The organism is Rhizobium esperanzae (assembly GCF_002204185.1).
GTDB lineage: Bacteria > Pseudomonadota > Alphaproteobacteria > Rhizobiales > Rhizobiaceae > Rhizobium > Rhizobium esperanzae.
Genome location: NZ_MXPU01000011.1, coordinates 149,274 through 171,874, shown reverse-complemented (window position 1 = coordinate 171,874; position 22,601 = coordinate 149,274). Strand labels below are relative to the sequence as shown.

General features: G+C 62.2%; 21 protein-coding genes. 13 read left to right on the top strand and 8 right to left on the bottom strand.

Annotated features, from left to right (window positions below; genetic code table 11):
* Nucleotides 1-2: 2 nt before the first annotated feature.
* The gene (locus B5E41_RS17910) at nucleotides 3-218 is read right to left on the bottom strand and encodes a hypothetical protein (protein WP_088395466.1); all 216 of its coding nucleotides are present in this window, start codon (nucleotides 216-218) and stop codon (nucleotides 3-5) included.
* Between the two features lie 155 nt (nucleotides 219-373).
* On the opposite strand from B5E41_RS17910, the gene B5E41_RS17905 reads away from it, so the two are divergent.
* From B5E41_RS17905 to B5E41_RS17890, 4 genes are read left to right on the top strand one after another with little or no spacing between them, the layout of a single operon-like run.
* Nucleotides 374-724 (top strand): YciI family protein, encoded by a 351-nt coding sequence (locus B5E41_RS17905; RefSeq protein WP_088395465.1) that lies wholly within the window; start codon nucleotides 374-376, stop codon nucleotides 722-724.
* A 12-nt stretch (nucleotides 725-736) separates the two neighbouring features.
* Nucleotides 737-1,096: a YciI family protein gene (locus B5E41_RS17900; protein WP_088395464.1), complete on the top strand. Its 360-nt coding sequence runs from the start codon at nucleotides 737-739 to the stop codon at nucleotides 1,094-1,096.
* Nucleotides 1,097-1,098: 2 nt separating this feature from the next.
* Nucleotides 1,099-1,458 carry a YciI family protein gene (locus B5E41_RS17895; RefSeq protein WP_088395463.1) on the top strand — a complete coding sequence of 120 codons (360 nt, stop codon included), beginning with the start codon at nucleotides 1,099-1,101 and terminating at the stop codon, nucleotides 1,456-1,458.
* Between the two features lie 10 nt (nucleotides 1,459-1,468).
* On the top strand, nucleotides 1,469-2,710 hold the full coding sequence (locus tag B5E41_RS17890; RefSeq protein WP_088395462.1) for an RNA polymerase sigma factor: 1,242 nt from the start codon (nucleotides 1,469-1,471) through the stop codon (nucleotides 2,708-2,710).
* Here the strand turns inward: B5E41_RS17890 and B5E41_RS17885 are convergent.
* Nucleotides 2,678-3,640, bottom strand: coding sequence for a lysylphosphatidylglycerol synthase domain-containing protein (locus B5E41_RS17885; protein WP_088395461.1), 963 nt, complete (start codon nucleotides 3,638-3,640; stop codon nucleotides 2,678-2,680). The genes B5E41_RS17890 and B5E41_RS17885 overlap by 33 nt on opposite strands.
* A gap of 183 nt (nucleotides 3,641-3,823) precedes the next feature.
* Between B5E41_RS17885 and B5E41_RS17880 the strand changes: the two genes are divergently transcribed.
* The 4 genes from B5E41_RS17880 to B5E41_RS17865 all read left to right on the top strand — a co-directional run bounded on the left by B5E41_RS17880 (nucleotide 3,824) and on the right by B5E41_RS17865 (nucleotide 9,512).
* Complete coding sequence (locus B5E41_RS17880; RefSeq protein ID WP_088395460.1) at nucleotides 3,824-5,317, top strand: ArnT family glycosyltransferase; 1,494 nt, start codon at nucleotides 3,824-3,826, stop codon at nucleotides 5,315-5,317.
* A gap of 136 nt (nucleotides 5,318-5,453) precedes the next feature.
* Nucleotides 5,454-6,470: a glycosyltransferase family 2 protein gene (locus B5E41_RS17875; RefSeq protein WP_088395459.1), complete on the top strand. Its 1,017-nt coding sequence runs from the start codon at nucleotides 5,454-5,456 to the stop codon at nucleotides 6,468-6,470.
* A 12-nt stretch (nucleotides 6,471-6,482) separates the two neighbouring features.
* Entirely contained in the window at nucleotides 6,483-7,982 is a 1,500-nt protein-coding gene (locus B5E41_RS17870) for a glycosyltransferase family 39 protein (protein WP_088395515.1), read from the top strand.
* Nucleotides 7,983-9,512, top strand: a complete 1,530-nt coding sequence (locus tag B5E41_RS17865; protein ID WP_088395458.1) for an ArnT family glycosyltransferase — start codon at nucleotides 7,983-7,985, stop codon at nucleotides 9,510-9,512.
* Here the strand turns inward: B5E41_RS17865 and B5E41_RS17860 are convergent.
* Nucleotides 9,474-10,841: an aspartate aminotransferase family protein gene (locus tag B5E41_RS17860; protein ID WP_088395457.1), complete on the bottom strand. Its 1,368-nt coding sequence runs from the start codon at nucleotides 10,839-10,841 to the stop codon at nucleotides 9,474-9,476. The two genes, B5E41_RS17865 and B5E41_RS17860, sit on opposite strands and share 39 nt — an antisense overlap.
* An 83-nt stretch (nucleotides 10,842-10,924) precedes the next feature.
* Here B5E41_RS17860 and B5E41_RS17855 point away from each other — a divergent pair, with 83 nt between their 5' ends.
* Nucleotides 10,925-12,274: a glutamine synthetase family protein gene (locus B5E41_RS17855; protein ID WP_088395456.1), complete on the top strand. Its 1,350-nt coding sequence runs from the start codon at nucleotides 10,925-10,927 to the stop codon at nucleotides 12,272-12,274.
* Nucleotides 12,275-12,286: 12 nt separating this feature from the next.
* Here the strand turns inward: B5E41_RS17855 and B5E41_RS17850 are convergent, their stop codons facing one another.
* Nucleotides 12,287-13,231 carry a diacylglycerol/lipid kinase family protein gene (locus tag B5E41_RS17850; protein ID WP_088395455.1) on the bottom strand — a complete coding sequence of 315 codons (945 nt, stop codon included), beginning with the start codon at nucleotides 13,229-13,231 and terminating at the stop codon, nucleotides 12,287-12,289.
* Between the two features lie 286 nt (nucleotides 13,232-13,517).
* Here B5E41_RS17850 and B5E41_RS17845 point away from each other — a divergent pair, with 286 nt between their 5' ends.
* Together B5E41_RS17845 and mgtE are read left to right on the top strand one after the other, a co-directional pair.
* Nucleotides 13,518-14,741 (top strand): MFS transporter, encoded by a 1,224-nt coding sequence (locus B5E41_RS17845; RefSeq protein WP_088395454.1) that lies wholly within the window; start codon nucleotides 13,518-13,520, stop codon nucleotides 14,739-14,741.
* A 263-nt stretch (nucleotides 14,742-15,004) separates the two neighbouring features.
* On the top strand, nucleotides 15,005-16,378 hold the full coding sequence (mgtE, locus tag B5E41_RS17840; RefSeq protein WP_064801395.1) for a magnesium transporter: 1,374 nt from the start codon (nucleotides 15,005-15,007) through the stop codon (nucleotides 16,376-16,378).
* Between the two features lie 164 nt (nucleotides 16,379-16,542).
* Here the strand turns inward: mgtE and B5E41_RS17835 are convergent, their stop codons facing one another.
* Nucleotides 16,543-17,064, bottom strand: coding sequence for an Lrp/AsnC family transcriptional regulator (locus B5E41_RS17835; protein ID WP_176439431.1), 522 nt, complete (start codon nucleotides 17,062-17,064; stop codon nucleotides 16,543-16,545).
* A gap of 98 nt (nucleotides 17,065-17,162) precedes the next feature.
* Between B5E41_RS17835 and B5E41_RS17830 the strand changes: the two genes are divergently transcribed.
* On the top strand, nucleotides 17,163-18,065 hold the full coding sequence (locus B5E41_RS17830; protein WP_088395453.1) for a DMT family transporter: 903 nt from the start codon (nucleotides 17,163-17,165) through the stop codon (nucleotides 18,063-18,065).
* A 76-nt stretch (nucleotides 18,066-18,141) separates the two neighbouring features.
* On the opposite strand, the gene B5E41_RS17825 is transcribed toward B5E41_RS17830, so the two are convergent.
* Together B5E41_RS17825 and B5E41_RS17820 are read right to left on the bottom strand one after the other, a co-directional pair.
* A complete protein-coding gene (locus B5E41_RS17825) occupies nucleotides 18,142-18,756 on the bottom strand; it encodes a L,D-transpeptidase (protein WP_088395452.1) in 615 nt (204 codons plus the stop codon).
* 135 nt (nucleotides 18,757-18,891) lie between these two features.
* Nucleotides 18,892-20,556, bottom strand: coding sequence for an electron transfer flavoprotein-ubiquinone oxidoreductase (locus tag B5E41_RS17820; protein ID WP_088395451.1), 1,665 nt, complete (start codon nucleotides 20,554-20,556; stop codon nucleotides 18,892-18,894).
* 243 nt (nucleotides 20,557-20,799) lie between these two features.
* Between B5E41_RS17820 and B5E41_RS17815 the strand changes: the two genes are divergently transcribed.
* Nucleotides 20,800-21,588 (top strand): SDR family oxidoreductase, encoded by a 789-nt coding sequence (locus B5E41_RS17815; protein WP_088395450.1) that lies wholly within the window; start codon nucleotides 20,800-20,802, stop codon nucleotides 21,586-21,588.
* 10 nt (nucleotides 21,589-21,598) lie between these two features.
* Here the strand turns inward: B5E41_RS17815 and B5E41_RS17810 are convergent, their stop codons facing one another.
* Nucleotides 21,599-22,480 (bottom strand): aminoglycoside phosphotransferase family protein, encoded by an 882-nt coding sequence (locus tag B5E41_RS17810; RefSeq protein WP_088395449.1) that lies wholly within the window; start codon nucleotides 22,478-22,480, stop codon nucleotides 21,599-21,601.
* Nucleotides 22,481-22,601 lie beyond the last annotated feature (121 nt).

The following is a 22,601-nucleotide window of genomic DNA, read 5'->3' as shown; positions in this document are numbered from 1 at the left end:
CCTCATCTGCCTGTGACGACGGGTGCCGCGTGCTGCGCAACCACCTGCGGCCTGCCGGCAGCAGCGTTCAGCCCTGCTATCAACAGCGTGAAGCCGACGATGGCGAAAGCTGTGCGTGAGAGAATCTTCAGCCCATCGCTTTCGTCGAACGCCTGACGACGCTTTTCATGGCGGCGAGCCCAGATCTGGCTTGCCAGCGCGATTTCAAGAATACTCATTGCTGTTCTCCTCGACGGGTTTCGATGAAGCCTTGTCGAGTGCTGCGTTGCGATTTCGACACCGGACCGGCACAAATTATTTTTCCCGCAGCTGTCGAAATGCGCGGCGATCGTTCGTCCAGGGATATGGAACACGGCAAAGGAGGCTGCCTGCGATGAAATATCTCTGCCAGGTCTGGTTCGATGGCGCGATACTCGACGCCATGACGCAAGAGGAGCAGGCCGAACTCGACGCGAATTCCTTGAACTACGATAGCGATCTCGTCGAAAGCGGACAGATGATCGTCGCCCAGGCGCTGCAGTCGCCGAAATCAGCGGTGACCGTCAGGGTGCGCCATGGCGAGATGTCGGTGACGGACGGCCCCTTCGCCGAGACGAAGGAGGCGCTCGGCGGCTTCATTCTGATCGAGGCCAAGGATCTCAATGACGCAATCCGGGTTGCGGCTTGCATTCCGCTAGCGAAACTCGGCGCGATCGAAATTCGCCCCATCCATGAATTCGGCTGAGGAGGTCACACAATGAAGTTTCTGGGTCAGGTCTGGTTCGATACCGAAACGAGCAGCAAAGTCACGCAGCAGGAATGGGACGCGGTCACGCAGGAGTGCATCGTCAGCGACGACCATTGGCGCGACAGCGGTCACATGCTGAGCGCGCTGGCGCTTTATGAACCGGAGCGAGCCGCAACGCTCCGCGTTCGCAACGGCACTGTCGCCGCTACAGATGGTCCCTTCGCCGAGATCAAGGAGCATCTCGGTGGCTTCGTGGTGATCGAGGCCAAGGACATGGATGAAGCGAAAGCGATCATTTCCACCTTCCCGATCCTCAAATATGCGTCGATCGAAATCAGACCCGCCTATTCGATCAAGGATGGGAGATAGCCATGCGCTTCGTCTGCCTCATCTATAATCCCGCCGATATGGATGGCACGCTCAGTCAGGCCGAGGGCGACGATCTCGTAAGGGCGCATTTTCAGTATGACGAGGAGCTTCACCGCAAAGGCATCATGATCCATTCCGATGCATTGGAAGGTCCCGACAGCGCCTCGGTCCTGAGAGTGCGCCATGGCATTCTGTCTTCGACCGACGGCCCTTACGTCGAGACCAAGGAACATCTGGCTGGCATCTACATCATCGAGGCAGCCGATCTCGAAGAGGCGCGCAAGGTCGTCGCGGGCATTCCAAGCGTCCGCGTCGGATCGATCGAATTGCGCCCGGTGAGGCTGCTCACCCTGCCAGAGTGAGGATTGCCCGTTGGAACAGGTGATCGAAGATATCTACAGGCAGCATTCGCGTCGGGTTCTGGCGACGCTGATCCGTCTGCTCGGCGATTTCGACCGTGCCGAGGACGCGCTGCACGATGCCTTTGCCGCGGCGGCACGGACCTGGCCTGCTGACGGCATTCCCGGCAACCCTTTCGCCTGGCTCGTTTCGACGGGACGCTTCAAGGCAATCGATACAATCCGCCGCCGGGCGCGCTTCGATGCCTCGCAGCAGCACATTGAGGACAGTCTCTATACGGTCGACGAAACGGAGATCGGCGACATGGAAGCGATCGAGGACGATATGCTGCGGCTGGTCTTCACCTGTTGCCATCCCGTTATTCCCGCCGATGCGCAGATGGCGTTGGCGCTTCGGGAAATCTGCGGACTGACCACCGAAGAGATCGCCCATGCCTTCCTCATTCCGGCGCCGACGGTCGCCCAGCGGATCGTGCGCGCCAAAGGCAGGATCCGGGCTGCGAACATCCCTTATGAAGTACCGGACCGCGAGGCGCTGCCCGAGCGGCTCGACCGGGTGCTGCATGTCATCTATCTCGTCTTCAACGAAGGCTATTCCGCCTCTTCGGGAGACGCGGTCGTTCGCGCCGACCTGACCGCAGAGGCCATCCGGCTGGCGCGGCTGTTGCTGGCGCTGCTGCCGCATCCTGATGTTTGCGGGCTTCTGGCGCTGATGCTGCTGCAGGATTCCCGCCGCAGCGCCCGCAGCAGCGAGGAGGAAGCGCTGGTGCTGCTTGCCGATCAGGACCGCTCGCTCTGGGACCGCGCCAAGATCTCGGAAGGTCTGACACTCCTTGCCGAGGCAATGCGGACAGGAGAGATCGGCACCTATACGGTGCAGGCGGCGATCGCCGCCGAACATGCGAAGGTGCCGACCGCCGAGGAAACCGACTGGCGGCGCATCGCCTTCTATTATGACCTGCTTCTGGCGGCCCAGCCCTCACCGGTCGCCGAACTCAACCGCGCCGTGGCGATCGCGATGGCGGAAGGACCGGCGACAGGCCTGGATCTGATCGATGCCATTCTGGGCCGCCAGGAGCTCACGGCCTATCACCTCACCCATTCGGCGCGCGCCGATTTCCTGCGCCGTCTCGGCCGGCGAGAAGAGGCAATCGCGGCCTATGAAACGGCGCTGTCGCTCTGCCGGCAGGAGCCGGAGCAGGCGTTTCTGCGAAAGCGGATTTCAGCGCTTGCCGCGGCGTCCGAGCGGCAGTGAGATCGCCGTGCCCGTCAGCGCCGAGACGATGATCAGCAGGTGGGCATTGACGCTCGCCTGCGCCAGTGCAGCCAGCGCCGCCCGCTCGCTCGAGGCTCCGAGCGCAATGGCGCCGGCGGTGATGCCGGCCGGATAGGTGCCGACGCCGCCCGGCGCGTGCACCGGCAGAACGGAGGAGAGTTCGCCGCCGAGCGCGCCGCCGAAGCTTGCCGCCATGGGCAGCACCCCCATCAGGCCGAGCGCCCATGCTAGCACGATCACCTTCACCAGCCAGTTGACGATGGTCATCACCCAGGCGCGCGCAAAGGCTGCGGCATCGAGCGGTAGCCCGTTTTCGATCTCGACGACGAATTTCTGCGCCTTATCAGGCAACAGCCTGGCAGCGAGCCGGAACAGCGGCTTGCGCGCGGCGAAAGCTGCGACCGGCAGCAGCAGGAAGACTGCCCAAAGCGACCATGCGACAAGTGCATCGGCCGCGGCGAGCGCAAAGCCGATACCGGCCGCCGCCAAGAGCGCGTGCAGGTCGAGCAGCCGCATGACGAGGAGCGCCGAGGTTCCGCGGGTCAGTGGGATGCCGAATTCGGTGCGCATCAACAGCGGAAAACTGGTCTCACCGGTGCGGAAGGGCATCATGATATTCAACAGATTGTGGATCTGCGTGACGCGGAAGAGAGTCGCGAACCGGCCGGCTGTTTCCTTGGGAAAATAATCGTAAATACGCCAGGTGCGCAGGAAATAGGTGCTCGTCAACGCCACGAGCGCGCCGATCACCGGGCCTGCCCCGACATCGGCCCATTGACTGATGATGACGGGCCAACCCCAGAACCATTGCACGAAGAGCGCATAGGCTGCGACAATTACGACCGTCAGCGCCGTCATGCGATTGCGCATAAACCAGGACTGCTGGCTTTCAACGATCGAACTCTTCATGTAGTAGGCATTCCTCGCTTGGCGTCGGCATGAGCCTCGGCTCCATTGCCAGGCGTTTTAGGAGAAATGAAGGTTGGGCACAACGGCGGAGTTGAAGCGACGGCGGCGAGATCGCTTTAAGGCCGACAACCGCCGTGGCAGACCGACAGATCACGGCGCCTTGCCGGCTTGACTTGGAGATCGATGTTGGAGCGCATTACCAAAAACATCACGAGCGCGAGCATTTTTCTGGCAGTCTATTTCCTGCTGAATATCGTGCTCCGCATTGCGCTGCCCCATACGCTCGATCTCGACGAGGCGGAACAATCGTTCTACTCGCAATATCTTCTGGCCGGCTACGGCCCGCAGCCGCCCTTCTACAACTGGATCCAATACGCCATCGTCTCGGTCACCGGGATCACGATGTGGGCGCTCTCGGTTCCGAAGAACATCATTCTCTTCGGCTGCTATCTTTTCTATGGGCTGGCTGCCCGCGAGGTGCTGAAGAGCCGTCTGCTCCCGCCCATCGCTATGCTGAGCCTGATCACCCTGCCGCAGGTCGGCCTAATGGCGCAGCGCGAACTGACCCATACCGTTGCCCTGCTGTTTGCGACCTCGCTCTTCCTCTTCGGCTTTTTTCGCACACTTCGGCAGCCGACGATCGGCAGCTATCTTGTCATCGGCATCGCCACCGGCATCGGCCTCATCTCCAAATATAATTTCGCCATTCTGCCGTTTGCCGCCTTCGTCGCAGTCCTGGTGGACCGAAAGTGGCGCAGTCGCCTGTTCGACTGGCGTCTGCTGCCGGCGTTCGCAATCGCCATTCTGATCGTTCTGCCGCATGCGCTCTGGCTGCCCGATAATCTCGTCAGCGCTTCGGCCCCGACCATGGAGCGGATGACCGCCGAGCACGAGGCCGCCGCTGGCCTTCCCCGTATCGGACAGGGGCTGCTGTCCCTCGTCATCGCCGTCCTCGGCTTCGTCGCGTTGCCGATCGTTCTCTTCGCGGCAGCCTTCCGACGGGATTTCTTCCGTGCGCTTTCCGCGTCCAGCCCGATGATCCGGGTCATCGAGCGGATGATAGTCGTCAGCCTGCTTGCCTTCGTCGGTGTCGTCATCGTCGCCGGCGCAAGCGATATCCACGAGCGCTGGCTCGACCCGTGCCTGCTCGTCCTGCTGATCTATCTATTCCTGAAGCTGGAAACCGCAGGCTTCGATCTTTCCGCCGGCCTTGCACGCTTCCGGCCTGTGGTGCCGGTCTTCATGGTCGTCATCCTGGCGATCCTTCTGCTACGGATCGTCGCCATGCAATATACCGGCGTTTATACGAGAACGAATGTGCCCTTCTCCGGCTACGTGGCCGAACTGACCGCGGCCCGCAAGCCGGTTCTCATCGTGGCGGGAACCAAGTTCGTGGCCGGCAACATGAAGCTGGAATTCCCCGACGTTCCCGTCGTGATCCCATTCTTTCCGGGCCCCGGGGTGCCTGAATATGCGACTGCGAAGGGTCCTGTGCTCGTCGTCTGGCGCGGAGAAACCGCAAATGACCCCACCATTTCTCCCGACTTTGCCGATGATCTCGTGAAATCGGGTATTCATCTGCAGGAGGTGAAGACGCTGACCCTTCCCTATCTTTTCGGTGACGGCAAACATACCTTCTCGATTGGTTATTCCTGGGTGGAAGGCGGCGCGAAGTAGGTTTCGGCAAGTCGGCCGATTGCGGGAAAGCGGCATTGCCCGCTGGCAACGGGCGGACACTTCATGTAGTAGCCTTCCGCAAGCGCGGCGGCGGCAGTAAGATTGCAAGGCCGCTCGGCCTTTTGGAGATGCAAAGTTGCAGACAACGGTAGAGCCCATTCGCGGCACGAATGATCCGGTACAATCGCTTGAGCTGTCGCTGGTCGTGCCCGTTTTCAACGAAGAGGAAAGCGTCGGCCCGCTGGTCGAGCGCATCGTTGCGGCGATGGCCGAGTATCCGCATCGCTGGGAACTGATCCTCGTCGACGACGGCAGCACGGATGCGACGCTCGTCAACGCCCGCAAATTCGTCGGACGCGAGGGTCTGGCGCTCCGGATTGTCGAGCTGCAGCGCAACTTCGGCCAGACCGCCGCCATGCAGGCCGGCATCGATACCGCCCAGGGCCGCCTGATCGCGACGATGGACGGCGACCTGCAGAATGATCCGAAGGACATTCCTGCGATGGTCTCCGAGCTGGAGCGGCGCCAACTCGACCTCCTGGTCGGCTGGCGCAAGAACCGCAAGGACGGTCTGTTCCTGCGCAAGATACCCTCCTGGTGCGCCAACTACCTGATCGGCCGCATCACCGGCGTCAAGCTCCATGATTACGGCTGCAGCCTGAAGATCTACCGTGCCTCGATCATCAAGCAGGTGAAGCTGATGGGCGAAATGCACCGCTTCATCCCGGCCTGGGTGGCCGGTGTCGTCCCGAGCTCGCGCATCGGCGAGATGGCCGTCACCCACCATGCTCGCGAGCACGGCGTTTCGAAGTACGGCATTTCGCGCACCTTCCGCGTCATCCTCGACCTGTTGTCGGTCATGTTCTTCATGCGCTACAAGGCAAGGCCCGGCCATTTCTTCGGCTCGCTCGGTCTCGGTCTCGGCGCGGTTGCCATATTGATCCTGCTCTATCTCGGCTTCGACAAGTTCATTCTGGGCAACGATATCGGCACCAGACCCATGCTGATGGTCGGGGTCGTTCTCCTCCTTTCGTCGGTGCAGATGATCACCACCGGCATTCTGGCGGAAATGATCGCGCGTACCTATTATCGTGACGACGCCTCCCCGAACTATATCGTGCGGCAGATCTTCGACGATCAAAGCCAACCGTAAGCCGGCAGCATGATGCTGGACCGCGCGACGAGGACGATCAGAACCGCGGCGCTGCTGCTTGCAGCCTATTTCGTGCTGAACATCGCGCTCAGGCTCGCGCTTCCGCACGCGCTGGAACTCGACGAGGCCGAGCAGTCCTTCTTCTCGCAATATCTGCTGGCGGGCTACGGTCCGCAGCCGCCCTTCTACAACTGGATGCAATATGCCGTCGTTTCGGTGACCGGCTTGTCGATGGGCGCGCTTATCATCCCGAAGAACATCCTGCTCTTCCTGTGTTACCTCTTTTACGGCCTTGCCGGGCGCGAGGCACTGAAGGACCAGAAGCTTGCCGCCGTCGGGATGATGGCGCTGATCACCCTGCCCCAGGTCTCCTATATGGCGCAGCAGGATCTGACCCACACGACGGCGCTGCTCTTTGCAAGTTCGCTCTTCCTCTATGGCTTCTTCCGCACGCTCGAGCGGCCCGGCATCGGCAGCTACCTCCTGCTCGGGCTCGCCACAGGCATCGGGCTGATCTCGAAATATAATTTCGCGCTGATGCCCGTCGTGGCGCTGCTCGCCATCCTGCCCGATGCCGAGTGGCGGCGCCGGGCACTGGACTGGCGTATCCTGGCAGCGATCGTCATCGCGCTCATTATCGTGCTGCCGCACGCGATCTGGCTGCGGAGCAACCTCGAATTCGCCTCCTCCGATACTCTGGTCAAGATGGCCGCCGGCAATGAACCGGCCGGCGCCTTGCGAATCGGCAAGGGCATTCTTGCCTTTCTCATCGCCATCATCGCCTTTGCAGCGCTGCCCGTCGCCATTTTCGCCGCCGCCTTCCGCCGGGATTTCCTCCGGGCGCTCTTGTCCGGAAACCGCTGGACGGGGATGCTGGAGCGAATGATGCTCGCGAGCCTCGCCGGCATCCTTCTGATCGTGCTGTTCACCGGCTCCACGACGGTGCGTGAACGCTGGCTCGACCCGTTCCTGCTGGTGCTGCCGATCTACTTCCTGGCAAAGATGCAGGCGGCCGGACTCGACCTTTCCGCCGGATTGCGCCGCTTCCGGCCCGTCGTGCCGGTGCTGATGGCCTGCGTCCTGGTCGCGCTCGGCTTCCGCGTCGTCGGCGCCGGGCTGATCGGCACCTACAGCAGGCCGAATGTGCCGATGGCGGATCTCGTGCGCGATATGACGCGACAGGCCGAGCCCGCGCTGGTGATTGCCTCGGATACCTATGTCGGCGGCAACATGCGCCTGCAGCTTCCCGACGTGCCCGTGGTGATCCCGGATTTCCCCGCACCCGGCATTCCGGCCTATGCGACAACAGGCGGACCAGTGCTCATCGTCTGGCGCGGCAAGAAGACGGCAACAGCTGCCGATGCGGTCATGCCGGAGCGATTTTCATCAGCGCTGGCGGCAGCCGATATCATGCCGCAGGAGATCGGCGCCTTGTCGCTTCCCTATCATTTCGGCCGCCAGGGCGATAATTTCGCACTCGGCTATGCTTGGGTTCGGCCAGGAGCGAGATAGATGAGCGAGACCCGCCTTCGCGACGTCAGGTGGATTTTCGTCCTGCTGGCCGCCTATTTTCTGCTTCAGGTTGGCGTCCGGCTTGCGACCTCACATTCGCTCGATCTCGATGAGGCCGAACAGGTTTTCCGCTCGCAATGGCTCGCCGCCGGTTACGGCCCGCAGCCGCCATTTTACAACTGGCTGCAATATACTGTCTTCCAGTTTACAGGCGTTTCGCTGGCTGCCCTGTCCGTCGTCAAGAACCTTCTGTTGTTCAGCTCTTATCTGCTGTACGGCCTGACGGCGCGCCTCGTCCTGCGCGACAAGGCGCTTGTGGCGATCGCAACGCTCGGGCTGCTGACGATCCCGCAGACGGTTTTCGAGATGCAACGGGATCTGACACACACAGTCGCGGTCTTCTTTTCTGCCAGCCTGTTCTTCTACGGCTTCGTTCGCAGTCTGAAACAGCCGAGCCTCGCCTCCTATCTGATCGCGGGAATCGGCATCGGTTTCGGCCTGCTTGCCAAGTATAATTTCGCCATCCTGCCGGCGGCGGCCCTGATTGCCGCGTCGGCGGATGCACGCCTGCGGCAGCGGATCTTCGACCGGCGGCTGGCGCTGACCGCGGTCGTGGCGCTCGTCATCATCCTGCCGCATCTCTTCTGGCTGAAGGACAATCTCGATTTCGCAACCGCGCGCACGCTGGAGAAGATGACCGCGAGCGGCCGTGCGAGTTATCCCATGCAGGTCGCTATGGGCATCGGCTCGCTCGCTCTCGCCGTCATCAGCTTCGCCGGATTGACCGTGGCCGTGTTTGCGGCCGTCTTCGGCAAGAAGCTTCGCTCGGCGCGCGCCGCCAGATCGGAATGGACTGGTCTTCTCGAGCGGATGATGCTCGTCTTCGTCATCGGCATTTTGTTTTTGATCGTCTTCGGCGGCGCGGCCGGCATCAAGGATCGCTGGCTGGTGCCGATGCTCTTCATCGTGCCGCTCTATCTCTGCTTGAAGATTGAGGCGGCGGGCGTGGAGACCGACAGGGCTTTCCGGCGTTTCCTGCCCATCGTTGCCGTCATCATGATCGGCGTGCCGGCCGCCCTTTACGGCAGCGTGGCGAGCGCGAGATTCTCAGGGCACTACGAACGATTGAACAGGCCCTATGCCACGATGCTGAAAAACCTGCGTCAACAGGCGGAACCGGCGGCAATCCTTGCCGGCGACAGCCTTCTTGCTGGCAATCTCAGGCAGGATATTCCCGGGGTACCGGTCCTCTCTGCGGATTATCCCGGCTTCCACCCGGATCTGACCGGCCGGCGACCGCTTCTCCTCGTCTGGCTGATACCGCCGAAGGGAGGCAGCGAAGCGCTCCCGCCTGATATGGTTCAATGGCTCCAGGCCAATCTCGGCGCCTCCGCGCCTGAAACGTCGGTGATCGACGTTCCCTATTTCTACGGCCGCGGCAAGGACAGCTATCGCTTCGGCTATGCCTGGATCAACCAGCCGGCTGAACGATCAGGATTTCAGCTCCCTCCAGGCCAGGTCCAGCGCTAACCTGGTAATCCTCGCCATCTCGTCCACCTCAGCGTGGCTGATGACAAGCGGGGGCGAGGCGAGCATACGGTCGCCGGTGGCGCGCAGCACCAGGCCGTTCGCCAGTGCGTGGTTGCGCACCAGCGCGCCGATCTGATCGGGCTTGTCGAAGCGAGTGCGCGTGCTCTTGTCGGCAGCAAGCTGAAGGCCGCCCATGAGGCCGATAGTGACTGCCTCGCCGACAAGATCGTGTTCGGCGAGCGCGGCCCAGGCCCTGCCGAAATAGGGACCGATATCGTCGCGCACGCGCTCGACCAGTCTTTCCTCCTCGATGATGCGCAGGTTTTCGAGGGCGGCGGCGGCGCAGACCGGGTGGCCGGAATAGGTGAAGCCGTGATTGAAGTCACCGACCTCGTTGATCAGCACGTCGGCAATGCGGCCGCTGACGAGCACGCCGCCGATCGGCAAATAGCCGGAGGAAAGCCCCTTGGCGATCGGCGCGAGATCCGGCTCAACGCCGAAATGCAGATGGCCGAACCAGGCGCCGAGACGGCCGAAACCGCAGATCACCTCGTCGGTCACCAGCAGAATATTGCGCGCCTTGCAGATGCGGTCGATCTCCGGCCAATAGGTCTCCGGCGGGATGATGACGCCGGCAGCGCCCTGCACGGGCTCGGCAACGAAGGCGGCGACATTCTCCTCGCCGAGCTCGTCGATCTTCGCTTCCAGCTCTCGGGCCACCTTGAGACCGAATTCGGCGGGTGAGAGATCGCCGCCCTCGCCATACCAATAGGGCTGGCCGATATGGACGATCCCCGGGATCGGCAGGTCGCCCTGCTCGTGCATGTATTTCATGCCGCCGAGGCTGGCGCCGGCAACCGTCGAGCCGTGATAGCCGTTCTTCCTGGCGATCACGATCTTCTTCGACGGCTTGCCGACGGCGCTCCAATAGACGCGGGCCATGCGGAACCAGGTGTCGTTCGCTTCCGAACCGGAGCCGGTGAAGAAGATATGGTTGAACCGTTCGCCGGCATGGGAAGTAACCTTTTGCGCCAGCAGCGTCGCCGGCGTCGAGGTCGTGCCGAAGAAGGTGTTGTAATAGGGCAGCTCATTCATCTGCCTTGCGACGGCCTCAGCGATTTCCCTGCGGCCGTAACCGATATTGACGCACCAGAGACCGGCGAAGCCATCAAGATATTTCCTGCCGTGGCAATCGAAGATGTAGACGCCCTCGCCGCGCTGAATGATGCGCGTTCCCTCGGCATTCAGCTTCTTCATGTCGGCGAAGGGGTGCAGATGGTGCGCGGCGTCGATCGCAGCAAGATTGGAGGGCGGGTAAGTATCGGGCATGACTGGTAAAAGACCCTCACGGATTGAAAGGCTGCTGTCGATGGGATAGGAGCTTGGCCTTGTCCCGGAGGATTTTCAAGGCCATGGCGAGCGACAGGATGGACGGCAAGGCCGGTGGCGACCCGCGTTTCGAGATCCTGATCGTCGGGATGAACGGCGAGTTGCGCGGCAAGCAGCTGCCGCCGGGCGCAGAGGACAAGGTCTGGGCCGGAGACATCCGCCTGCCGACCTCGACGCAATCGCTCGACATTTGGGGCGACGACAATGACGATATCACCGGTCTGTCGCTGACGATCGGCGATCCCGACGGCATGGTCGTTGCCGACCGACGCAGCCTCGCCCCGATGCCCTGGGCCCCGGAGGGCTCGATGCAGGTGCTGGCCACCATGTGCGAATTCGACGGCAGCCCGAGCTTCATGGATCCGCGCGCCATCCTTGCCTCGGTGGTCGAGCGCTACAGACTGCGCGGACTGACGCCTGTCGTCGCGACCGAGCTGGAATTCTACGTGATGTCAGGAGACTGGCGCGAGACCGGACACCCTTCTCCGCCCGAAAGCCTCACTTATCGCGGCAAACCGAACGGTTTCCAGCTCTACGAAATGAGCGCCGTCGATGCGCTCGACGCCTGTCTGCAGACGCTGAGGGCCTATGCGAAGGCGCAGGGGCTACCGGCGGATGCGACGACAGCAGAATTCGGGCCCGGTCAGTTCGAGGTCAACCTCATGCACCGCGCCAATGCGCTGGCGGCGGCCGACGACTGCCTCTATTTGAAGCGCATCGCCGAACAGGCGGCGCGCCGCCACGGGCTGAAATCGACCTGCATGGCCAAGCCCTATACCGACCATGCCGGTTCCGGCCTGCATGTGCATGTAAGCGTCATCGACGAACAAGGCCGTAACATTCTCGACGCCAAAGGCGGCGAGCCGAAGCTGCTGAAATCGGTCACCGCAGGCATGCTCGACAGCATGCGCGAGGCGCAGTTGATCTTCGCCCCTTTCGCCAATTCCTACCGGCGCTTTCAGCCGGGTTCCTTCGCGCCCGTCGATCTGACCTGGGGCAGCGGCCATCGCGGCACGGCGATCCGGATCCCCGACAAGGATGGACCGGCCGCACGCATCGAGCACCGCGTCGCCGGCGCCGACGCCAATCCCTATTTGCTGCTGGCGGCGATCCTCGGCGGCATGCTCACCGGGCTCGACCGCGACCTCGATCCCGGCGAGGAGACGACGCCCGCGCATACGCCCGCCAATACGACGCGGCTGACACATGATTTCCTGAGCGCGGTCGAGGTCTTCCGCACCTCGCCATTCGTCGCCGATATCTTCGGCAGCCGCTATCAGGCGCTCTACGGCGACACCAAACGCAAGGAAGCGCTGGCGCATCTGCGCACGGTCTCCGATTTCGACTATCGCACCTATCTGCCACGGCTCTAAAACCTTCGGCTTTTACGCCGCGGGTTCGCGGCGTTCGTCCGCGTTGACCTGGGCGGCAAGGCCCTGCTTTACGAGAACCTTCAGTTCACCCGGGTGCAGCCGGATCAAGACATTGCGTTCGAGCGGCAGCAGCTCGCCGTCCATGACACAATTGGCCTTGGAGCGCAGCTTCGGGAAATGCAGGCGCACTTCGGCCGGATGCATCACCATGACATCGGCATTCTCGCGCACCTTGCCGCGTAGCATATCGATGGCGAGGCGGGCGACACCGAGTGGTTTCAGCGGATTTGCCGTATAGAAGCCGAGCTCGCCGCTTCTGAGATTATCGGCATAAAGCAGCGCATTTTCGCCGAAGGGATTGTTGGAAACCGAGACCGCCGAGACCCTGCGGCGCTCGCGCCTGCCGGCCGCTTCGAACTCGACCTCGAACTCGGGCGGGTTGAAGATCACGCCGAGAGCCGCCTTCGTGCTCGCCCTGATCTTGCCCAGCCGTGAGCGATAGCTGTAGGCGTTGCGGTAGCGCACCATGCGGGCATGCAGGCCGGCGGAAAACTGGTGAATGAACGGGCGGCCGTTGGCGCTGGCGATATCGACATTGTCGATCTCGCCTGATGCAAGCACGTCGAGCGCCTGCCAGATATCGAGCGGCACCCGCAGCGAGCGCGCAAAAAGGTTCATGGTGCCAGCAGGCACGACGCCGAGGGCAATGCCGTTTTTCCAGGCGATCGATGCCGCCGCCGAAATCGTGCCGTCGCCGCCGCCCGCGACGATGCCATCGATATCGTCGCGCTTGGCCGCCCGCTCCATGGCGGGAATGATCTCCTTTCCGGAGAAGACGATGGCGTCGAAATCGTGCCCCGCTTCGCGGAAAGCTGCCTCCGCCCTCTTCTCGTAGGCCAGCATATCGGTGGTCCTGAAGGTGCCGCCGTCGCGATTGAAAAAGCCTACAAGCTTCATGAGGCCTCCCTTCTCCGGCGCGGAACTGCTCCTGCCTTGCTCCTGAGATGGTTGCGGCATCGGCGATTTCAAGCGCCGCTGCTTTTCCTCAGAAGAGCCAGAAACGCAAAAATTGCAATAGACATATGCACATAACAGGACGCTGCACTGCAAAAAATGCACTCGACCCCGGCGGGGACCTCACGGATAGATAGAGGTTCCCAATACCTCTCCACATCCTTCCAAACGATCGCCCGCCTCCGCGCCAGGGCCATTGCCAAGCAGAGAACCGTCTCAAGGAGCTCTCGTGAGCCAGATCGCGATCAATGAACCCGCCGAAATCCAGGCGGATGCCGAGCTGCCGTCGGCGGCGACTGTAGCCTTGGTTCAACTGGCGCTTGCCTGCGGCGGCTTCGGCATCGGCACCGGCGAATTCGCCATCATGGGACTGCTGCCCAATGTCGCCGAAACCTTCTCGGTGACGACGCCGCAGGCCGGCTATGTCATCAGCGCCTATGCGCTCGGGGTCGTCATCGGCGCACCGGTCATCGCCGTGCTCGCCGCCAAGATTGCGCGCCGCACGCTGCTGTTGACGCTGATGCTGGTCTTTGCTGCCGGCAACATTCTCAGCGCCGTCGCCCCGACCTTCGAGACCTTCACTCTGCTGCGCTTCGTCAGCGGCCTGCCGCATGGCGCCTATTTTGGCGTTGCGGCCCTGGTCGCCGCCGCGATGGTGCCGGTACATCGGCGGGCACGCGCGGTCGGGCGCGTCATGCTCGGATTGACAGTGGCCACCCTTCTCGGCACGCCGGCAACAACGCTCTTCGGCCAATCGCTCGACTGGCAGGTGGCATTTCTGACGGTCGGCGTCGTCGGCCTGCTGACGGTGGCGCTGATCTGGTTCCACGTTCCGAAGGACAGGGTTTCCGAAGAAGCGAGTTTCTCACGCGAACTCGGCGCCTTCCGCCGACCTCAGGTCTGGCTGACACTCGGCATCGCCGCCGTCGGTTATGGCGGCATGTTTGCCATGTTCAGCTATATCGCCTCGACGACGACCAAGGTGGCGATGTTGCCGGAAACCGCCGTTCCGATCATGCTGGTGCTCTTCGGCGTCGGCATGAATGCCGGCAATTTCATCGGCTCGTGGCTCGCCGACAAGTCGCTGCTCGGCACGATCGGCGGCTCGCTCATCTATAATATCGTCGTGCTGACCACGTTCTCGCTGACTGCTGCCAACCCCTTTATGCTCGGCCTCTCGGTCTTCCTCGTCGGCTGCGGCTTTGCCGCCGGGCCGGCGCTGCAGACGCGGCTGATGGATGTCGCTGCCGATGCTCAGACGCTGGCGGCGGCTTCCAACCATTCGGCCTTCAACATCGCCAACGCGATCGGCGCCTGGCTTGGTGGTCTCGTCATCGCCTGGGGCTATGGGTTTGCGGCAACCGGCTATGTCGGCGCGGCACTCTCCTTCCTCGGCTTGTTCGTCTTCGCCGCCTCCGCCCGCTTGGAGCGTCGCAGCACGCAGGTGGCGTAGCGCATCTCCGCCTGCAACGCGCACAGGTGCGACATTCTGGCGTTAAGCATTTAGCCGGCTTGACTTTTTCCGCGTTCGGGACCACCTAGCATACATGTGGACGGCACCTGTCGGCCACGGATTTCAACGGAGTCATCTTAGCGATGCCAAGCGACAGTAGCAGTCGATTGCCTTTGCCGTACGCGGCCGCCCTCGTGCGCTGACCGACTCCTGTCGGCTCGCCCGATCGGACGCTACGGCGGATCGACGGAAAGGCGAGCCTCATGAATATCAATCGCTTCCCTCTTCGGGCAGGCCATGCCGCCCGTGCCTTCATCAACAACAGCCGCGGCGCCACGATCGCCGAACGCGTCGACGCGTTGAACGCGCTCAGCATCCAAGACGCCGGGCGGGTGCTGTCGGCCATGCCGCTCGACTATGCCGTCAACATTCTCGACCGGCCGGAGCTTCGCAACGCCGCACAGATCCTCGCGCTGATCAGCGCCGAGGACGCCGCACGGCTGCTGCACGGCATGTCCAACGACCGCGTCGCCGACGTGCTGCTCGAACTCGACGGCGAGACCCGCGCCCGGCTGTTCTCCAGCCTCGACGAGCCGGTGCGCGTCGCCATCCAGCATCTGATGGGCTATCCGCCACGCACGGCCGGCGGCATCATGACGACGGAGTTCGTCAGCGTGCCCGACAGCTGGACCGTTGCCCAGACGCTCGATCATGTGCGCCAGGTCGAACGCTCGCGCGAGACCGTCTACGCCATCTATGTGCTCGACGAGCGCAGCCATGCGCTGATGCATGTCGTGACGCTGCGCCGCCTCATCACCGGCGAGCCTGACGCCTCCATACTCACGGTCGCCCAGAAAGGCGTTCCGGTTTCGGCCGATCCGCTGATGAAGCAGGAGGATGTTGCCCGGTTGATCCGCAAACACGACCTGCTCGCCTTGCCGGTGACCGACGAACATGGGCAGGTGCTCGGCATCGTCACGGTCGACGACGTGATCGATACGATGATTTCGGACACGACGGAAGCAGCCCAGAAGTTCGGCGGCATGGAGGCGCTCGGCCAGCCCTATATGAAGATCGGCTTTGCCGGCATGATCCGCAAGCGGGCCGGCTGGCTCGCCGCCCTGTTCCTCGGCGAGATGCTGACGGCGAGCGCCATGCAGCATTTCGAAGGCGAGCTGGAAAAGGCCGTGGTGCTGACGCTGTTCATCCCGCTGATCATGAGCTCGGGCGGCAATTCCGGTTCGCAGGCGACGTCACTGATCATAAGGGCGCTGGCGCTCGGCGAGCTGAAGCTTTCGGACTGGTGGAAAGTGCTCTTCCGCGAACTGCCGACCGGCATCGTGCTCGGCGCGATCCTCGGCCTCGTCGGCTTCATCCGCATCGTCTTCTGGCAATCGGCCGGACTCTACAATTACGGCCCGCACTGGCCGATGGTCGCCGTCACAGTGTTTGCCGCGCTGATCGGGATCGTCACCTTCGGCTCGATCTGCGGCTCGATGCTGCCGTTCGTGCTGCAGAAGCTCCGGCTCGACCCGGCCAGCGCCTCGGCCCCCTTCGTCGCCACGCTGGTCGACGTCACCGGCCTCGTCATCTACTTCTCGGTGGCGCTGCTCATCCTCAGCGGGACGCTGCTGTAGCACCCAAGACCCCTCCCCAAGCCCTCCCCACAAGGGGAGGAGCTTAAACTGCCGCACCCGCATCCCAACTATTGACCTTTGATGGGGAGCGAGACGGTGCGCCAGATTAGTCCCTCCCCCTTGTGGGGAGGGGCTTTTATTAGCGAGAAAAACTATTGGGAAAATTATCTTCCCTCGGGCAGTTTCAACGGCCCATGCGTCTTGATGCTGCGGATGGCGAAGTTCGAGCGGATGTCGCTGACGTTCGGCAAAGTCAGCAGCGTGTCCGTCAGAAGCCGTTCATAGGCGGCGAGATCTTCCACTACCACTTCAGCCAGGAAATCGGCTGTTCCCGAAATCAGGAAACAGGAGACGATTTCGGGGATGGCGAGCAATGCCTTCTGCTGTGCCTCGGAATTTTCGCGGCTGTGATGCACCACCTTGAATTCGACGAAGACCGTCAGGCCGAGACCGACCTCCTTGCGATCGATATCGGCGGTGTAGCCGCGGATGATACCGGAGCGTTCGAGATTGCGGATGCGACGCAGGCAGGGCGACGGCGAGAGGTTCACCTTCTCGGCGATCTCGACGTTGGTGGCGCGCGCATCCTCCTGCAGGCATTGCAGGATGGCAATATCGAATTTATCGAGATTTGGCATTTTCGGGATATCCGTCGGCACAATTCGGCAGAAGATTGCGTATAGCATGATTTTCCAGCCACAGATAGCAAGGACATGCCCTGGCTCCCGGCGCTAATCTCTTCCTCAACCGGACAAGATCCGGATGGAGGAAAGGATTAGGGACGATGAGCACGATTGTATTTTCAAACGACAAATCACCTTCGCAGACGTTCGGTTATGCCGCCGGCAGTATCACCGTGCTGATCTGGGCGACCTGGTTTCTGGCGACCCGCCACAGCGCGGCGACGTCGCTTGGCTCCATAGATATCGGCCTCATCCGCTTCGGCATTCCAGCACTGGCGCTTTCGCCCGTCTGGCTTCGCATCGGCCTGCTGCCGAAGGGCGTGCCGCTCTATCTGCTGGCGATCATGGTCGCCGGCTGCGGCGCGATCTTTTTTCTGGTCACGACGCTTGCCATTCACTCCACACCGGCAGCTTCCTCCGGCATCCTGCTCGGCGGCTCCATGCCGCTTGCCACCGCACTGATCGGCATTCTCTTGTTTCGGGAACGGCCGGATGCCACACGCATTGCCGGGCTGGTGGCGATCGTCGGCGGCGTCCTGATCCTGCTTGCCCGCAGTCTTGCCGATGCGTCCCTGCCCTGGACAAGCTTTGTCCTGCTGCCGGCCGGCGCCATCCTCTGGGCAAGCTACACGCATGCCTTCCGCCGCTCGGGTCTGACGGCCATTCAGGCCAGCGCGCTGATTGCCGCCTGGTCCTTCCTGATCATGGCCGTGCTCGCACTCGTCTTCGGCATCTCGCTGCCGCAGGCCCCGCTTGCCGAAATCGGCCTGCAGGTGTTGAGCCAGGGCATTCTGTCAGGCCTCGTCGCCATGGTTGCCTATGGCACGGCGGTCCGCATCCTCGGCGGAACGCAGGCCGCCGCCTTTACGGCTTTGACTCCTGTTCTTGCAACCCTCGGCGGCGGTCTCCTGCTCGGCGAAACGATCGGCCTTGCCGAAATCAGTGCCGCGGTGGTCACCGGCATCGGCGTCGCACTTTCGACGGGAATTGCCGCGCGACGCTGACCGTCAGCCGCGACCGACATTATTGAAGCCGCCGGCAGCCATCGCTGCGGCGGTTTTTCAGCGTGTTCTTTGTCGCTCAGGCCTGAATGACGACAACCCTGGCTCCGACCTCGACGCGGCTATAGAGATCAATCACATCGTGGTTCATCATGCGGATACAGCCGCTCGACATGGCGAGGCCGATCGATTCCGGCTGATTGGTGCCATGAATGCGGAAATGCGTGTCGTTGCCGCCGCGATAGAGATACATCGCCCGCGCGCCGAGCGGGTTATTCGGGCCGCCCGGCATGCCGCCGGCAAGCCTGCGATAACGTTCTTCGCGGCGCTGCATGTTTTCCGTCGGCGTCCAGCTCGGCCACTCGGCCTTGCGTCCGATATAGGCGTTGCCGGCAAATGCCAGTCCCTCGCGACCGACACCGACACCATATCGCATCGCCCTGTTGTCATCGAGGACGTAGTAGGCGCGACGCGCCGGCGTGTCGATGACGATCGTGCCCGGCGCATGCGGGCTTTCATAGGCCACTTCCTGGCGGCGAAGTTCCGGCTTGATCTTGTCGATCGGCACCTGCCTCAACGGAAACTTTTCATCCGGAAGTGCTGCATAATTCGTCTGGCTGTTGAGGCCGGTCGAGGAGCAGCCGGCGACAAAAAGCGGCAGAGCGATCAAAAAACCCCGACGGGAGATCGTCATGAATGTGTCCTTAGTGCGTCAACAAGATGTCGCAAGCTAAGGAATTTATGGTTAACGAATGGCTAACGGCAGCCGTCGAAAGGCGATCACGAAGACGTCAGCGGTGGAAATAACCGCCGATGTCCGCGATCCGCCTCACATATTCGGATAGACCGGCCCCTCGCCGCCCTGCGGCGGCACCCAGTTGATGTTCTGGTTCGGGTCCTTGATGTCGCAGGTCTTGCAGTGCACGCAGTTCTGGGCGTTGATGACAAAGGTCTTGTCGCCATCCTTCTCCACCCATTCGTAGACGCCGGCCGGACAGTAGCGGGTCGACGGCCCGGCATAGATGCCGAGCTCGGAGCTCTTCTGCAGCCCCATGTCCTTGACCTGCAGATGCACCGGCTGGTCTTCCTCATGATTGGTGTTCGACAGGAACACCGACGACAGACGGTCGAAGGTCAAGACGCCGTCGGGTTTCGGATAGGCGATCGGCTTGTGATTTGCGGCAGGCTCCAGCGACTGCGCATCGGTCTTGCCGTGACCAAGCGTGCCGAAGAAGGAGAAGCCGAACAGCGTGTTCACCCACATGTCGAGACCGCCGAGCGCGACGCCGAGCGCCGTGCCGAACTTCGACCACAGCGGCTTGACGTTGCGCACCCGTTTCAGGTCGCGGCCGATGTCGGTGCCACGCCATTCATTCTCGATCTCGACCACCTCGTCATGGCTGCGGCCTGATACAATCGCCGCAGCAATCTTCTCGGCGGCCAGCATGCCCGACAGCACCGCATTGTGGCTGCCCTTGATGCGCGGCACGTTGACCAGACCGGCCGAACAGCCGATCAGCGCCCCGCCCGGGAAGGACAGCTTCGGCACCGACTGATAGCCGCCCTCGGTAATGGCGCGCGCACCATAGGAGAGCCGCTTGCCGCCCTCGAAGGTTCCGCGGATCGCCGGATGGGTCTTGAAACGCTGGAACTCCTCGAAGGGGTAGAGATAGGGGTTCTTGTAGTTCAGGTGAACGACGAAGCCGACGGCCACCAGATTGTCTTCGAGGTGATAGAGGAAGGAGCCGCCGCCGGTCTTCATGCCGAGCGGCCAACCGAAGGAATGCTGCACAAGGCCCGGTCTGTGGTTCTCAGGCTTGACCTGCCAGAGCTCCTTGATGCCGATGCCGAATTTCTGCGGCTCACGATTCTTTTGCAGGTCGAACTTGGCGATCAGCTGCTTGGCGAGCGAACCGCGCACGCCTTCACCAATCAGCGTGTATTTGCCGCGCAGCTCCATGCCGCGGGTATAGTTCGGGCCGGGCTCGCCATTCTTCTCGATACCCATGTCGCCGGTGGCAACGCCGATTACCGCACCCTTGTTATCGTATAGCACTTCGGCGGCGGCGAAACCCGGATAAATCTCGACACCGAGTTCTTCTGCTTTCGCCGCCAGCCAGCGACAGACATTGCCGAGAGAGACGATGTAGTTGCCGTGATTGTTCATCAAGGGCGGCATCAGCACATTTGGCAGACGGATCGAGCCAGCCGGGCCGAGTACCAGGAAGTGATCTGCCGTCACCTCCGTCTTGAACGGATGATCGGCTTCCTCACGCCAGCCGGGCAGCAGCCTGTCGATGCCAATAGGATCGACGACGGCGCCGGAGAGGATATGGGCGCCGACCTCGGCCCCCTTCTCCAGCACCACCACCGACAGTTCCGGATTGACCTGCTTCAGCCGGATCGCCGCCGCCAGGCCGGCAGGACCGGCGCCGACGATCACAACGTCGAATTCCATGCTCTCGCGTTCGGGCAGCTCAGTCGTCTCGGTCATTCATTCGTCTCCGCTTGGCCAGTGGCCATCATCCCATGGCCATTGTCTTGTCAAAACCGCGAAGCATTGTCGAGCCGGGATGCGACAGCCAATCCTCAATTCGCACAAAGACATTTCAGCCGATGCGAGACTTACAGTACCGCTTACGTTAACGTCAAATGCGAAACTTGCGAGACCACGGCCCTCCCTTTCCTTTTCCGTCGCCCGCGCCTTATACATCGCTCGAAGACATCGGAGGATATCATGGATCTCGGTATCAAAGGAAAAAGGGCGCTCGTTCTCGCCTCCTCGCGCGGGCTTGGCCTCGGCATCGGCGTAGCGCTGGCGCGGGAAGGCGCAGACGTGCTGCTGTGTGGCCGCAGCGGTGAACAGCTGGAGGCCAATTGCAAGGCGATCAACAGTGAAGGCAAAGGCCGGGCCGACTGGATCTGGGCGGACCTCACCGACGAACGTTTCGTCGAGACGGTGACAGCGGCGGTGAAGGACAAGTTCGGCGGCCTCGACATCCTCGTCAACAATACCGGCGGACCGACGCCCGGTACGACGGAGGACATGACCGCCGAAAAGCTCGAAACCTATTTCCTCTCCATGGTCGCCCGGGTCATCACGCTCACCAACGCGCTGCTGCCTGACATGAAAGCGCAGGGCTGGGGCCGCATCCTCACGGTCGCCTCATCAGGCGTGATCGAACCGATTGCCAATCTGGCGCTGTCCAATACGCTGCGCCCGGCCCTTGCCGGCTGGAGCAAGACGCTTGCCTCGGAAGTCGGGAGTTTCGGCATCACCACTAACCTGCTCCTGCCGGGCAGCATCCTGACGGGACGGCTCGACGATCTCGACGGCGCCGCAGCAAAGCGGACGAGCAAAAGCGTCGAGGAGATCCGCGCCGATAAGGAGACCCGCATTCCGGTCGGCCGCTACGGCAGGGTAGAGGAATTTGCCGCAACGGCCGCCTTCCTCTGCAGCCAGCCGGCAAGCTACATCACCGGCTCGCTCATCCGCTGCGACGGCGGCGCGGCACGGTCCGTCTGAGGCACCTCTTTCACGCAAGGCGGGCCGCTGCGGCGGCCCATTTCGCCACGCTGCGGATCATCTGTTCGGCATTGGCCGGATCGTCGGCAAGTTCGGAAAGTTCGGAAAGCCGATGGAAGCCGGTCAGGATCGCAATGCGCCGCCGGTCGAGCCTGCGTCCGGTCAGGATTTCATAGGCGGAAATGATGCGAGCGGTCAGATCGGGCGAGATGAAATTCGAATAGATGAACTCCTGGTGCAAAGGACCGAAACCTGAATCGGCGAAATCGTAAATGCCGTTGAGCCTACCCTGCCGATAGTCGAAGGCCATATTCCAGCCGTGACCGTCGAAGAAACCGTAGACGTTGCCGTAGGGATCCGGCGGCAAGGCTTCGAAATCCGAAACAACGGTCTCGGCAAAGCCCTTGATATCAGCCGGCAGCAGCGGCAAAGCCTTCGTCCGAACCGCCTCCGGCGATTGCCATGGCTGGATCGCTCCGGCGCCGGCCGCCCGCAGGCGATCGGCATCGAGCGCGTGCAGTTCGGCGTAAAAACGCGCGAGATCATCCGCCAGGCGCTGGCGGTCGCCCTGCCCGAGCGCATCATAATCTTCGGCAATGAGATGTTCCCCCTCGAGCTTGCCGTGGCTGGAGAATATCGGCGGCCCGTCGTGAATGCGCATGTCGGGAACCGCCATCGACAGCGACGGTCGAACGATATCGAGGACCGCGGCTTCCTTCACGAGCGCTCTTTCGGCGCCGATATGGCGGGGAAACTTGAAGATCAGCGTATCGTCGACGTCAATTGCTGTCGAATCCCAGCCCTTTGCCGCGAGCTTGAAAACGGAGGCCGTCAGTTCCGGAAATACACTTGTGATGAGAGAGCGAAATTCGCTGACGTTCAACTCTGTCATGACGACCTGCCTTTTCTGTTTTCTCTGTTGTTTGGGTGCAGGCGAGCGGCATCGGCCCGTCGGAAACCGTCGGCGTGCAGCCGCCGAAACCTCCACCAAGTGGCACCCGCACTATATTAGT